Source organism: Streptomyces tyrfis (genome assembly GCF_037034285.1).
Lineage (GTDB): Bacteria > Actinomycetota > Actinomycetes > Streptomycetales > Streptomycetaceae > Streptomyces.
The window spans coordinates 120,395-133,685 of sequence record NZ_JBAGJZ010000008.1; the positions used below are offsets into that span (position 1 = coordinate 120,395).

Consider the following 13,291-nt stretch of genomic DNA (forward strand, 5'->3'; position numbering starts at 1 on the left):
AGCTAATCCGAACCGTACTCAGATGTCACTTGACGGCATGTCACTCCAAACGTCGCTGGAATATCCATGCCACGGCGAGGATCAATCCCGCGGATCCGAGGATGGGGGCGCCGTCGGCCTTTCCCAGGGTCAGCGAAACGATGGTTCCGCTGATAAGAGCGAGGCAACCCAGCGCGAAGAACACTGTGGAGCTCTTCCGCTGATCAACTTGTTTCACGTGTCCTCATTTTTCTCGCAACGGAATCAGGCATCGTCATCATCGACGCCACCAAGGCTTCTTGTGGGACCTGGGAATGGGTCTGACGTGGTACCCGCGTGAGGGATACCGCTTGATGGACCAGCGCAGCAGTGCAAGGCTCCTGCTGCGACGCCGGCCGTTCGTCTCGACGGTGAAGGACCGGAAGCGGTGCGCCGCGTCCAGCGTCCAGCTCTGGCGCTGGTCGTCCGTGGTCTGGGTGTGGACCAGATCATTGGCGTAGTACGCGAGGGACGAACCTGGCAGCGCCGTGGTACGGCCGAACGCGTCATACGTGTATCCGGCGTCGACCAGCCGGTCGCCGCTGTCGTAGGCGTGCGTCGTCGTGACCGCGCCGGTGCTCGTGCGGTCCGCGCCCTCCGACGCGGCGGACTCGGTCAGCCGGGTCCGGTTGGTGCGCTTGTCGAAGGTGTAGGCGCGGCGTGTGCACACCTCGCCCACGCTGTCGTCGACCGATGTCAGCCGGCCCGCCTTGTCGTATCCGTACTCCCGCGTCGACCAGCCGGTGTGCTCGGTGACCTGTCCGTGGACGGACTCGGAGACCATGTCCGAGGAAACCAGCACGCCGTCGGCGTCTCGCGCGTAGGTGCGGCCCACCGTGGAACCGGCGGTGTCCTGATCGACGGTGAGGGTGTAGCCGCCGGGCAGCCGCTCGGTGGAGACCCCGCCGTCCGCGTCGCACGTGGTCGTGAAGGCGCCCGCCACGGAGTCCACCGTCTTCGTGGCCAGGCCGCGCGGCTCGGCGACGTGGTCGTAGGCGTACGTCACCGTCGAGCTCGACGGAACGCTGACCATCGAACGGCCGTCACCGAGACAGTTCCTCCTCCTGGTCCGGCTTCCCCTGCCGAGCCCGGCAGCCGCACACGCCCCGCCCGCCCCGCCCCCATCACCGCCGTAGGCCACCCCACCACCCCCGCACCACGCCGAAGGGCCCCGGCCCACCGCATACGCGGCGGGCCGAGGCCCTTCTTGGTGCTCGGTGCGGAGCAACCAGGTCAAACCATCAAGTAATTACTTGACGATCTTGGTGACCTGGCCGGCGCCCACGGTCCGGCCACCCTCACGGATGGCGAACTTCAGGCCCTCCTCCATGGCGACCGGCTGGATCAGCTGGACGGACATGGTGGTGTTGTCGCCCGGCATGACCATCTCGGTGCCCTCGGGGAGGGTCACGACGCCGGTCACGTCCGTGGTACGGAAGTAGAACTGCGGGCGGTAGTTGTTGAAGAACGGGGTGTGGCGGCCACCCTCGTCCTTCGACAGGATGTAGGCCTGGGCCTCGAACTCGGTGTGCGGCGTGACCGAACCGGGCTTGATGATGACCTGGCCGCGCTCGACGTCCTCGCGCTTGATGCCACGGAGGAGCAGACCGACGTTCTCACCGGCCTGGCCCTCGTCGAGCAGCTTGCGGAACATCTCGATGCCGGTGACCGTGGTGGTGGTCTTCTCCGGGCGGATACCGACGATGTCGACGGTCTCGTTGACCTTGAGGACACCACGCTCGATACGACCGGTGACGACGGTGCCACGACCGGTGATCGTGAAGACGTCCTCGATCGGCATCAGGAACGGCTTGTCGACGTCGCGCTCGGGCTGCGGGATCGCCTCGTCGACGGCCTTCATCAGGTCGAGGACGGTCTGGCCCCACTCCTTGTCGCCCTCAAGGGCCTTGAGCGCGGAGACCTTGACGACCGGAACGTCGTCGCCCGGGAACTCGTACTCGGAGAGGAGCTCGCGCACCTCGAGCTCGACGAGCTCCAGGATCTCCTCGTCGTCCACCATGTCGGCCTTGTTCAGGGCGACGACGATGTACGGAACGCCGACCTGGCGGGCCAGGAGCACGTGCTCCTTGGTCTGCGGCATCGGGCCGTCGGTGGCGGCGACCACGAGGATGGCGCCGTCCATCTGCGCGGCACCGGTGATCATGTTCTTGATGTAGTCCGCGTGACCCGGGCAGTCGACGTGCGCGTAGTGACGCTGCTCCGTCTGGTACTCGACGTGCGCGATCGAGATGGTGATACCGCGCTGGCGCTCCTCGGGAGCCTTGTCGATCTGGTCGAAGGCCGAGGCCTCGTTCAGGTCCGGGTACGCGTCGTGCAGCACCTTGGTAATGGCGGCCGTGAGGGTCGTCTTACCGTGGTCGATGTGACCGATGGTGCCGATGTTGACGTGCGGCTTAGTCCGCTCGAACTTCGCCTTCGCCACTGGGTCCTCCTGTGGAGTGGTTCTGTACGCCTTGCTTCATCGGCGCCAGGGTGATCTTTGCTGGGATGCCGGGGCCGGGGGCATTCAGCACGTCGCTCGCGCTCCGCGCCGAATGCCCCACCGGGCTCCGGTGACAAGCCTAAAGCGTGTACTCGGAAGAGTTACTCGCCCTTGGCCTTCGCGATGATCTCCTCGGCGACGTTCCGCGGAACCTCGGCGTAGGAGTCGAACTGCATCGAGTAGCTTGCGCGACCCGAGGTCTTGCTGCGGAGGTCTCCGACGTAGCCGAACATCTCCGAAAGGGGCACGAGGCCCTTCACGACGCGAGCGCCGCTGCGCTCCTCCATGGCCTGGATCTGGCCACGGCGGGAGTTGATGTCACCGATGACATCGCCCATGTAGTCCTCGGGCGTGGTGACCTCGACGGCCATCATCGGCTCCAGGAGCACGGGGGACGCCTTGCGCGCGGCCTCCTTGAAGGCCTGCGAACCGGCGATCTTGAAGGCCAGCTCGGAGGAGTCGACCTCGTGGTAGGCGCCGTCGAGAAGAATGACGCGGACGCCCGTCATCTCGTAGCCGGCCAGGATGCCGAACTGCATGGCCTCCTGCGCACCCGCGTCCACCGAGGGGATGTACTCCTTGGGGATGCGGCCGCCGGTGACCTTGTTGACGAACTCGTACGAGGCGTCGCCGCCCTCGATGGGCTCGATCGCGATCTGCACCTTGGCGAACTGACCGGTACCACCGGTCTGCTTCTTGTGGGTGTAGTCGACGCGCTCGACGGCCTTGCGGATCGTCTCGCGGTACGCGACCTGCGGCTTGCCGACGTTCGCCTCGACGCGGAACTCGCGCTTCATGCGGTCGACGAGCACCTCGAGGTGAAGCTCGCCCATACCGCCGATGACGGTCTGGCCGGTCTCCTCGTTGGTGTGCACCTGGAAGGAGGGGTCCTCCTCCGAGAGACGCTGGATGGCGACACCCAGCTTCTCCTGGTCGCCCTTGGACTTCGGCTCGATCGCGACCTCGATGACCGGCGCCGGGAAGTCCATGGACTCCAGGATCACCGGGTTCTTCTCGTCGCAGAGCGTCTCACCGGTGGTGGTCTGCTTCAGGCCCATGACGGCGATGATGTCGCCGGCGCCCACCGAGTCGATCTCCTCACGCTTGTTCGCGTGCATGCGGTAGATCTTGCCGATGCGCTCCCTCTTGCCCTTGACGGAGTTCAGCACCGAGGTGCCGGAATCCAGGCGGCCCGAGTAGACCCGGACGAAGGTGAGCTTGCCGAGGTGCGGGTCGCTCATGATCTTGAACGCCAGCGCCGCGAGCGGCTCTTCGTCGGACGGCTTGCGCTTGACGACGACCTCGGGGTCCTTGACGTCGTGGCCCTCGATGGCCTCGACGTCCAGGGGGGAGGGCAGGAAGCGAACGACGGCGTCGAGCAGGGGCTGGACGCCCTTGTTCTTGAACGCGGTGCCGCAGAACACCGGGGTGACGGTCGTCTCGCCGCCCTTGCCGGAGTTGATCGTGATGCGACGAACGGCGGCGTAGAGCTGCTCCTCGGTGGGCTCCTCGCCCTCCAGGTACAGCTCCATGATCTCTTCGTCGTTCTCCGCGACGGACTCCAGGAGCTTGGCGCGCCACTCGTCGGCGGCCTCGGCCAGCTCGGCCGGGATGTCGACGACGTTGTACGCCTCGCCCTTGGTGGCTTCCACCGGGTAGACGAGCGCCTTCATCCGCACGAGGTCGATGACGCCCGTGAAGTCGGCCTCGGCGCCGATCGGCAGCTGCATCACGATCGGGGTCGCGCCGAGGCGGTCCGTGATCATGCCGACGCAGCGCAGGAAGTCCGCGCCGGTGCGGTCGAGCTTGTTGACGAAGCAGATGCGCGGAACGCCGTAGCGGTCCGCCTGACGCCACACGGTCTCGGACTGCGGCTCGACGCCCGCCACACCGTCGAAGACGGTGACGGCGCCGTCGAGGACGCGGAGCGAACGCTCCACCTCGACGGTGAAGTCGACGTGGCCCGGAGTGTCGATGATGTTGATGGTGTGGTCAACATCGTCGAGCGGCCAGTGGCAGGTCGTCGCGGCCGACGTGATCGTGATGCCGCGCTCCTGCTCCTGCTCCATCCAGTCCATCGTGGCGGAACCCTCGTGGGTCTCGCCGATCTTGTACGAAACGCCGGTGTAGAACAGGATCCGCTCGGTGGTGGTCGTCTTGCCCGCGTCGATGTGGGCCATGATCCCGATGTTGCGGACCTTGGCCAGGTCAAGCGAAGTGGTGGCCATAAGGCTCAGTCTTCTCTCGGTCTCGATGTGGGGTAGCGACTACCAGCGGTAGTGCGCGAAGGCCTTGTTGGACTCGGCCATCTTGTGAGTGTCCTCACGCTTCTTGACCGCCGCGCCAAGACCGTTGGAGGCGTCGAGCAGCTCGTTCATGAGGCGCTCGGTCATGGTCTTCTCGCGACGGGCGCGGGAGTAGCCGACGAGCCAGCGCAGCGCGAGCGTGGAGGCCCGGCCCGGCTTGACCTCGATCGGCACCTGGTAGGTGGCGCCACCGACACGGCGGGACTTGACCTCCAGCGAGGGCTTGACGTTCTCAAGCGCGCGCTTCAGCGTGATGACCGGGTCGTTGCCGGTCTTCTCGCGGAGGCCCTCCATGGCGCCGTACACGATCCGCTCGGCGGTGGAACGCTTGCCGTCCAGCAGGATCTTGTTGATCAGCGAGGTGACAAGAGGAGAGTTGTAGACCGGGTCGATGATGACCGGGCGCTTCGGGGCGGAGCCCTTACGAGGCATTCTTACTTCTCCTTCTTGGCGCCGTAGCGGCTGCGAGCCTGCTTGCGGTTCTTGACACCCTGGGTGTCGAGCGAGCCGCGGATGATCTTGTAGCGAACACCCGGCAGGTCCTTCACACGGCCACCACGCACGAGCACGATGGAGTGCTCCTGCAGGTTGTGTCCCTCACCCGGGATGTAGGCCGTGACCTCGATACCGGAGGTCAGACGCACACGCGCGACCTTGCGGAGGGCCGAGTTCGGCTTCTTCGGGGTGGTCGTGAACACACGCGTGCAGACGCCGCGGCGCTGGGGCGAACCCTCGAGTGCGGGCGTCTTGTTCTTTTCGACCTTGTCCTGCCGGCCCTTGCGGACCAGCTGCTGGATCGTAGGCACTACTTCTCCGGTTTCTGTGTGCCGTTCGTGAAACTAACCTGGAACGTCACCGACCCACGCGGTCGGGTGTGTCGAATACTGCAGGCCACTGCCGCAAAGCAGGACGGGCGCAGATTGCGGCGGCCATCGACGGAATCGTCGTGCGGCTGAGGACACGCACACGAGTCCCAGGCACACCCCAGGCACAAGGTCTGAGCGTACCTACCTCGTCGACTCCGGTCAAAACAAATGCGTCTCACCGGCGACACACCGGGCGATTCTGTCCGCTGTCGGCGGAATCGAGCCAGCCGGCCCCGGGCACGCGGCAGGAAAACGACCTTGGCCGTCCGCCCGGGCGCCTTCTCAGTACATTGAGGCGCTCTGCGGACGATCGCACGATCGGGGGACGTGATGGCGGCGTACGCGTCCGACGGCGACGGGCTCGACGACCAGGTGCCCTTCCTCGCACGTCTGGAGCGGGAGGACCGGGTGTCCCTGCTCGGGCTTGGCCGCGAGCTGAATTTCGCCTCCCGGGACCCTCTGCTCAGACAGGACGAGCCGTCCGCGTATGTCCTGCTGATCCTGACCGGGTGGACGAAGGTCACCGAGTCGGCGCCGAACGGTTACGAGGCGTTGCACGCTCTGCGCGGCCCCGGCGACATCGTCGGCGAATCGGCCGCGCTGACCGGCCGACCGCGCTCGGCGACGGTCACCGCGCTCTCCCCCGTACGGGCCGTGGTCGTGGAGCATGAACGGTTCCGTTCGTTCGTGGCTGGATCCGCCGAGGTCTCCCTCACACTCCTGGCCCTGACCGCCGACCGGGCACGCGCCGCCGACCGACGCAGTCTGGAGTCCGCAGCGATGACGGTACGGGAGCGTTTCGCCGTCCTGCTGCTCGATCTGGCGCGCACCCACGGTGTGCGTACGAACGGGGGCATCGAGCTCGACATACCGCTCAGCAAGCAGGAGCTGGCCGGCGCGGTCGGGGCGTCCCGGGAAATGGTCCAGCGGCTGCTGAAGGACTTGCGGGAGCGGGGCATCGTGCAGACCGGGCGGCGGGCACTGGTGATCGTGCGGCCGGACGCGCTCCGCAGGATCGCCCGGACGCCGGGCCTGGTCCGGCCGCCCGCCCACCACGGAGCCCCGCGGACTCCTTGACACCGGCCCCGGCCGCTCCGGGCGGGCGTTCGGGGCCGCTCTGTGCACACGGTCACACTCCGAGTGAGTCATCCGTCCTCACCGCCGAGGGCCCGCCGGCCCGACGCTCGTGTCTCCGGCCCGCACCCGCGGCGACCCGAGCGAGAGGCATCCCGTGAACGATCCCGTGAACAGCACGATCCTGCTGCTCGACATCGAGAAGTACAGCGAGCGGGACGACGTCGAGCAGGCATACCTGCGACGCATGCTCTACGACCTGACCGACCGGGTACTGCTCACCGCCGGAGTCGACGAAACCCGGCGCAGGCGGGCGGACCGCGGCGACTCCGTGATGGAGCTGATCGACGCCAACTGCTCGGTGATCGCCCTGCTGCGGGCGCTGCTGGCCGAGGTACCGGCCCAGCTGCGCAGCCGGAACCGGCGTGCCTCCGCCTCGGCCCGGATGCGGCTGCGCGGTGTGGTCGCCTCCGGGTACGTCGCGGTGGACGAGCTCGACGGATGGGTCGGCAGCGATCTCAACCACGCGTGCCGGCTGCTGGACGCGGAGCCGCTGAGGGCGGCGCTGCGCGCGGCCCCGGACGACTTCGCGCTGTGCGTGTCCGAGCCCGTCTACCAGGGGATCGTGCGGCACGACCACACCGGTGTACCGGTCGAGGAGTTCCACTCCGTCCTGGTGGACAGCAAGAACGGTCTGCTCGCCGCGTGGCTGCACGGCCCCGCTCCGTATGAGCGCCCACGCCCGCACCCCGTGGAGAGGCGGACGGACGCCCCGTCGGACCCCGGCCCCGCCCCGCGCACACCGCCCGCACCCGCGCAGGCTGCGGCATCGGCCCAGCAGGCGTTCGACCTCGGGGGCGCAACGGTCACCGGCGGGGTCTTCGGCGGGACCAACCACGGCATCGGCGGCGGCACCTTCTCCGGGAACATCCACCTCGGCGGCACCGGCCCGGAGAACCACCGGTGAGCACCGAGGAGCAGCCGCAGGCGCACGGCCCCCAGCCTCCACCGGGCGGCGACCAGCCCTCGGGGACGCAGGACGGCCGCCCGGCCGACGGGGAGCCGGCCGAGGAGACCGACCAGCCGCAGCCCGCCTGGGCTGCCCGGCGGGACCTCACCGACCACGCCCCCCGGACCATGGGTTTCGGGGACGCCGCGCAGGTCGGCGGGGGCGTCTTCGGCGGGACCAACCACGGCATCGGCGGCGGCACCTTCTTCGGTGACGTCCTGGTCGGCAGGACCGAGATCATCAACTACCAGTTCGGCGCGTCCGCCGTGATCCACGCCTCGGGTGAGATCGCGCGGTCCACCCTGGAGGAGCTGGCGGCCTGCTTCGTGCCCGCACGCGCCGACTTCGACGAGTTGACCGACCGGCTGCGCGAGGAGCATGTCCTGGTGGTCTCGGGCCCCTATTTCGCGGGCCGGCGGACCGCCGCGCTGATGCTGCTGCACCGGGTCGGCGCCGCCCCGGTACGGGCGATCGGCCGGGACACCGCTCCAGGACAGCTCGTCGCCGGTCTCGGCGCCGGGACACCGGACGGCCGCACCGGCCACGTCCTGTGCGACCTGATCACCGACCCCGGCCGGCCGCTGCGCGAGGCGGACCTGCTGGCCGCCCGCAAGGAGCTGGGCGAATACGGGTATCTGGTCGTCACCGTGGGGCCGACGGCCCTGCTGGAGGACGTACCGGTGGTGCACTGGCAGGCGCCTCCGCCGCGTGACGTCCTGCGCGCGCACCTCGGCACGCTGGTGGACGAGGAGCGCGTGGCACGGCTGTTCTCCCTGCCCGCCACGACCGCCTTCCTCGAACGCAGCCACCAGCCGCGCGAGGCCGCCGAGTTCGCCCGACTCCTGGCCAGGTACTCGGCCGGGGAGGCCGACGCCGAGCAACTCGAGAACTTCTCCCTGGCGGCTCTGGAGAACCAGGTCCAGGAGTGGTTCGAGGACGACGGAAGCGTGCTGCACCTACGGGACAAGGCGTTCCTCGTCTCGCTGGCCGCCTTCGACAAGGGCCCGTACGCCCTGACCGCGGAGCTGGGCGACCTGCTCCACGTCTTCCTCCACGAAACCGAGAACCGGGGGCGGTACCCCGTCGTCCCGGTCTTCGGCACGCACATCGGCAAGCGGCTCCAGCTGGCCCGCGCCCACCGGTTCGAGGAGGAGGAGGCCACCGAGTGGGGTCCGGTCCGGCAGGTGAAGGCCGCCTACCGGGACGAGCGGGCCTCGCTCGTGCTGCTGCGCGAGATATGGACCGGGCACCCCTCAGCGCGGCCCGCGCTGGTGCGCTGGCTGCAGCACCTGGCGGGTGACGGGCGACCGTTCGTCCGCACCCGGGCCGCCTCCACCGCGGCTGTCCTCGCTCACACCGACCTGCCGTCCGCCATGGCGCTGATCATCGAACCGTGGGCCTCCTCCCGCCTTTACCGGCACCGCCTCGTCGCCGTCAACGCGCTCACACTCTCCCATTTCCTGGGCGTCCCCAACGTGCCGCGCATCCTCGACTCCTGGTGCGAGAGCGATGAGCCGGCACAGTGCTGGGTGGCCATCCGCACTCACGGGCTGATCGGCCCGAAGCGCCCTGCCGAGACCCTGGCGGCGCTGCGCGCAGCGGCCCGGCACCAGGCGGGACGGCCGGAACCCGGCGAGGACCTGACGGGGCAGCTGGCCGAGTCCGTGGAACTGTTGCTGTTGTCGTCGGCGGGCGACGAGGTGCTCGCGGGGCTGCTCCGAACGCTCCACGACGACCGTCCGGCCACCGAACTCGCGCTCGGCGGCTTCCTCAGTGCCTGCCGTCGGACCGAGCGGGACGAACGCCACGGACAGCCGCTCGTCCTGACCTGGTATGTACGGGCGTCGGCCACCCGGACACCGGCTGTCGCCGGCATCGTCGAGCTGTGGCGCACCGCGCTGGAGAGCCGCGGCCACACCCGAGGCGCCCTCGACGTGCTGCGCCTCTGGGTGCTGTCGGCGGACCACGGTCCCGGCACGGAGTGGGCGCTCGCCGCGCTGCTGCCCTCGCTCGTCACCACGTCGTCGGAGTACCAGCGGCTCAGCCACCTTCTGCGGACCATGCCCGGCGAGGACGGTGTCGATCCCCCACCCGTGGCGGGCCGCCTGCTGGCCGTCCTTCCGCGTCCCTGACCCCGCGCTGCCTCTGCTCCTCCAAACCGCCTCATCCACAGCGACAGGAGAGTGTCTCCCATGCCCGAGTTCCGCCGAGCGCCCGACTGGGACCAGTACGCCGATCGCGGCACACCGTTGAGCGATCCCGTCGTCACGGTCCGGCAGCTGTCCCGCTTCGGCTTCGCCCGTCGACCGCTCACCCGCATCGACCACGCCCTGGTCTTCTCGGCGCCGGACGGCTCGTACGACACCTATCTCCCGCCTCTCCGGCCCACCCGTGCCGCGGCCGCCGCGAAGCGGTACACCTCGGTGTACGAGGTCGACATGGGGATCCATCCCGTGCGTGAGGAGATCGGTCTGCCCAGCGACGACGACGCCTTCGAGTTCGAGCTGATCTCCGAACTGTCGTGGCAGGTCGTCGATCCTGCCCGGTTCGTGATGAGCCGGCACCGCGACGTGCCCCGGCTGCTGCTCGGCGAACTCGAGCAGGCGGCCCGCCCCGTCACCCGTCGCTTCGCGGTCTCCCGCAGCGCGGACGCGGAGCGGGCGCTGCTGCGGGAGGTGCACGCACGAGGCCCGCTCGGGGCCGGGGTGGGGCTCTCGGTGTCCTGGACCGTACGGGTGCGTGGGGACCAGGGGGCCATCGACCACGTGCGGCGCATGAGGTCCATCGACCACGAGGCCACCGAGCGGGTGCACACCGAGCGGCGCGGCAGGGAACACGACGCCGCGATCGACCTGCGCAACCGGGAGCAGGACGCTCTCCAGTGGCGGCGCGCGGCCGAATTCGGTGAGTGGGAGCACGCGCTGAACCTGCGCCGACAGGAGTGGCTGCACGCGGAGGCGGTCGACCGGTCCCGTCAGCAGCTCGAACTGCAGCAGGTGAACGCGGAGAAGATCGCGTTCTACGAGAAGCACCTGGAGCGGGACGGGGTCCGTGCGTGGGCACTCCACCTGGCCGACCACCCCGAGGACACCAAGCTGGTGGTGACCAGCCTGCGCCAGGACCAATTGCACACGATCAGAGCGAAGCTGGCACTGGCCGGCGAACTTCTGAGCGGTGACAGTGCGGAGAACCACGAGCTGGAGACGCCGAAGAAGATGGCGTTCCAGGCGGTGATCGACGTCCTGGACCAACATCTGCCGGGGGTCACCGCGCAGAGCACGGCCACGGGGCGGCTGACCGTGTCGCTGGCGAAGGAGGCGCAGCACGCGAGACCGGGGACGGCCACACGGGACGCCTCCCGGCCAGGTCTCGGCCGAACCGACCTCGGACGAACCGATCTGGACCGGACCGATCTGGACCGGACCGATCCGGACGGAGCCGAACCCGGCCGCACCGAGGGCATGGGCGCGAACGGGCGACGCGTGCGCGGGCTCGCCGGCACACCGGTCCAGAGGGCTGATGCGGGGGAGGGCGCGTCGTTCGGCTCCTTCCCGGGCTGGCGCCCGCCACCGGGCTACGGCAGCACTCCCCTGAGGCCCGCGGACGACAGGCGCCCGCCGTCGCCGGACACGCCGTCGCCGGGCGCGGTGGACCGGCGCGAGGCCACGGACACATACGGGGTCACGGACATGTCCGGGCCCCCGGGCACACCGAGGCTCGCGGACTTCCTCAAGGCCGCAGGAGAGGCCGCCGAAGCCGCCGAAGTAGCGGAGGTCGTCGAAGTGGCCGAAGCGATCAAAGCGATCACGGAAGCATCCGGAGCACCGATCCGGGAGGGCCGCGGCGCATGACCGGCATCTCCCCGTCCCCGGACTCCCCGGCGGCTCCCCCGGCTCGGCAGAACGACGCCGGGACGCGACTCCTGCTCGATCTGCGGTCCGAGATCGCACGGGCCGACAACAAGGCGTCCGTACTGGTCGCCGCGCTCGGCATGACCGCGGGCGTGATCAGCGGCTGGCTGGCCGGCAGCGAATGGCGTCCGAGCGCGCTCTCCGGCCCCGGCACGGCCCTGTGGTGGACCGGAACGGGCGGGCTGGCGGCCGCACTGCTCTCGATGCTGATGGCTGTGCTCCCCCGCTACCACGGCAGCTCCTGGACCCCCGGCACCCCACTCACCTACTTCGCGGACATCCGTCGTGCCGCTCGCCAGAACCGGCTGGCGGAGGCGCTCGACGCCACCGAGGGTGCCCCGACCTCCGCACTGCTCACCGCTCTGGCCGAGACCAGCTGGATCGCCGTGCGCAAGCACCAGTGGATACGCGCCGGACTGCTCGCCTACTCCGTGGGCACGGTCCTGCTCCCCGGCTCACTGCTCCTCGGCTGACGCCCCCACCCCGAAGGATGATCATGCCCCGACCAGCGCCTCGACCCCAGGTTCCGGGCGACGAACCCGGGCCGGCGGACGACCGGCCCGGACATCTTCCGCCTGACAGCGGCACCGTACCGCCCCTGGGACGCGGCCCAGCACCGCGTACGACCGCGGCGTCCTACGGGCCGGACGACCTCGTCTACCGGCACGGGCCGGGCCGACGCGTCCACTACACCGCACACCAACGACGCCTGGACGCCACCGCGCTCGGGCAGCTGGTGCTGGCGCTGCCGTCCTTCCTGACGAGCGCACTGGTGGTGCTGCTCGTGAGCGCGGTCCTGGACAGCTGCCTGGGGCTGCCGTTCTGGCTGCCGCCCGTGCTCTGGCTGGCCTCCGGCACCCTGGTCTTCCACCGGCCGACGGAGGACCTCCTCGCCCGCTACCTCTACCGGCTCCAGCGCCCGGTGCCGCAGGAGGCCGCGCGCCTGGAGCCGGTCTGGCGGGAGGTGACGGCTGCCGCCGGGGTCGACTGGGCACGGTACGAACTCTGGATCGAGGAGAGCGACGAGCTCAACGCGATGGCCGCGGCGGGCCACATCGTGGGAGTCACCAGGTTCGCGCTGGAACAGCTGCCGACCGCCCAGCTGGCCGCCGTACTCGCTCACGAGCTGGGGCACCACACCGGCGGTCACGCATGGTCGTTGCTGCTGGGCCACTGGTACGGGATACCGGGCCGGGCGGCGTGGCATGTCCTGCGGGCCATGGCCCGACACCTCGTCACACCGGCCCGATGCGCCGTCTACCTCGCCGTCGGCGCGGTGCTGCTCACGATGGGCGGGCTCGCCTCCACCGCCGCCGCCCTCCTGTACGGGCTTCCGCTGCTGCTCGTCCTCCCGTATCTGTCGGCGGCGGTGGGGCGCCGTGCCGAACTGCGCGCGGACCGCCACGCCGCCGCGCTCGGATTCGCGCCGGAGCTGGCCGAGGTGCTGCAGACGCTGCACGCGGACGAGGTCCGGGCCCGGCGCGGCACGCTCATCGTCACGGGAGAGCCGGAGGAACGGGAGTCGGTGCCCGCGAGGCTGCTCTCCTCCCACCCCGATCTCCCGACCCGGCTCCACCATCTGCGCCCATACCTGCGGCCGTGAG

At 69.6% G+C, this 13,291-nt stretch carries 12 protein-coding genes; 6 read left to right on the forward strand and 6 right to left on the reverse strand.

Features of this window, described 5'->3' with window-relative positions:
- Nucleotides 1–40: 40 nt before the first annotated feature.
- From WA762_RS08735 to rpsL, 6 genes are all read right to left on the reverse strand, one after another.
- Nucleotides 41–217, reverse strand: coding sequence for a hypothetical protein (locus WA762_RS08735; RefSeq protein WP_335934503.1), 177 nt, complete (start codon nucleotides 215–217; stop codon nucleotides 41–43).
- Between the two features lie 39 nt (nucleotides 218–256).
- A complete protein-coding gene (locus WA762_RS08740) occupies nucleotides 257–1,051 on the reverse strand; it encodes a hypothetical protein (protein WP_443080546.1) in 795 nt (264 codons plus the stop codon).
- Nucleotides 1,052–1,267: 216 nt separating this feature from the next.
- Nucleotides 1,268–2,461 carry an elongation factor Tu gene (gene tuf, locus WA762_RS08745; protein ID WP_335934504.1) on the reverse strand — a complete coding sequence of 398 codons (1,194 nt, stop codon included), beginning with the start codon at nucleotides 2,459–2,461 and terminating at the stop codon, nucleotides 1,268–1,270.
- 161 nt (nucleotides 2,462–2,622) lie between these two features.
- On the reverse strand, nucleotides 2,623–4,749 hold the full coding sequence (fusA, locus tag WA762_RS08750; protein ID WP_335934505.1) for an elongation factor G: 2,127 nt from the start codon (nucleotides 4,747–4,749) through the stop codon (nucleotides 2,623–2,625).
- A 39-nt stretch (nucleotides 4,750–4,788) separates the two neighbouring features.
- On the reverse strand, nucleotides 4,789–5,259 hold the full coding sequence (rpsG, locus tag WA762_RS08755) for a 30S ribosomal protein S7 (protein WP_335934506.1): 471 nt from the start codon (nucleotides 5,257–5,259) through the stop codon (nucleotides 4,789–4,791).
- A gap of 2 nt (nucleotides 5,260–5,261) precedes the next feature.
- On the reverse strand, nucleotides 5,262–5,633 hold the full coding sequence (rpsL, locus tag WA762_RS08760) for a 30S ribosomal protein S12 (RefSeq protein WP_003948652.1): 372 nt from the start codon (nucleotides 5,631–5,633) through the stop codon (nucleotides 5,262–5,264).
- Nucleotides 5,634–6,023: 390 nt separating this feature from the next.
- On the opposite strand from rpsL, the gene WA762_RS08765 reads away from it, so the two are divergent.
- From WA762_RS08765 to WA762_RS08790, 6 genes are all read left to right on the forward strand, one after another.
- Complete coding sequence (locus WA762_RS08765) at nucleotides 6,024–6,770, forward strand: Crp/Fnr family transcriptional regulator (protein WP_335934647.1); 747 nt, start codon at nucleotides 6,024–6,026, stop codon at nucleotides 6,768–6,770.
- Between the two features lie 154 nt (nucleotides 6,771–6,924).
- The gene (locus WA762_RS08770; protein ID WP_335934525.1) at nucleotides 6,925–7,734 is read left to right on the forward strand and encodes a hypothetical protein; all 810 of its coding nucleotides are present in this window, start codon (nucleotides 6,925–6,927) and stop codon (nucleotides 7,732–7,734) included.
- On the forward strand, nucleotides 7,731–9,908 hold the full coding sequence (locus WA762_RS08775; RefSeq protein ID WP_335934526.1) for a hypothetical protein: 2,178 nt from the start codon (nucleotides 7,731–7,733) through the stop codon (nucleotides 9,906–9,908). The genes WA762_RS08770 and WA762_RS08775 overlap by 4 nt, the downstream gene beginning before the upstream one ends.
- 60 nt (nucleotides 9,909–9,968) lie before the next feature.
- The gene (locus WA762_RS08780; RefSeq protein WP_335934528.1) at nucleotides 9,969–11,627 is read left to right on the forward strand and encodes a hypothetical protein; all 1,659 of its coding nucleotides are present in this window, start codon (nucleotides 9,969–9,971) and stop codon (nucleotides 11,625–11,627) included.
- Nucleotides 11,624–12,160, forward strand: coding sequence for a Pycsar system effector family protein (locus WA762_RS08785; protein ID WP_335934530.1), 537 nt, complete (start codon nucleotides 11,624–11,626; stop codon nucleotides 12,158–12,160). Before WA762_RS08780 ends, WA762_RS08785 begins: the two co-directional genes overlap by 4 nt.
- 23 nt (nucleotides 12,161–12,183) lie before the next feature.
- Nucleotides 12,184–13,290: a M48 family metalloprotease gene (locus WA762_RS08790; RefSeq protein ID WP_335934531.1), complete on the forward strand. Its 1,107-nt coding sequence runs from the start codon at nucleotides 12,184–12,186 to the stop codon at nucleotides 13,288–13,290.
- The last annotated feature ends 1 nt before the right edge of the window (nucleotide 13,291 follow it).

What these genes read in the sequence shown, in the direction of transcription:
- WA762_RS08765 (WP_335934647.1), top strand. Translation starts at nt 6,024, where the DNA reads ATGGCGGCGTACGCGTCCGACGGCGACGGGCTCGACGACCAGGTGCCC.
- WA762_RS08740 (WP_443080546.1), bottom strand. Translation starts at nt 1,051, where the DNA reads ATGGTCAGCGTTCCGTCGAGCTCGACGGTGACGTACGCCTACGACCAC.
- rpsG (WP_335934506.1), bottom strand. Translation starts at nt 5,259, where the DNA reads ATGCCTCGTAAGGGCTCCGCCCCGAAGCGCCCGGTCATCATCGACCCG.
- WA762_RS08780 (WP_335934528.1), top strand. Translation starts at nt 9,969, where the DNA reads ATGCCCGAGTTCCGCCGAGCGCCCGACTGGGACCAGTACGCCGATCGC.
- WA762_RS08785 (WP_335934530.1), top strand. Translation starts at nt 11,624, where the DNA reads ATGACCGGCATCTCCCCGTCCCCGGACTCCCCGGCGGCTCCCCCGGCT.
- WA762_RS08790 (WP_335934531.1), top strand. Translation starts at nt 12,184, where the DNA reads ATGCCCCGACCAGCGCCTCGACCCCAGGTTCCGGGCGACGAACCCGGG.
- fusA (WP_335934505.1), bottom strand. Translation starts at nt 4,749, where the DNA reads ATGGCCACCACTTCGCTTGACCTGGCCAAGGTCCGCAACATCGGGATC.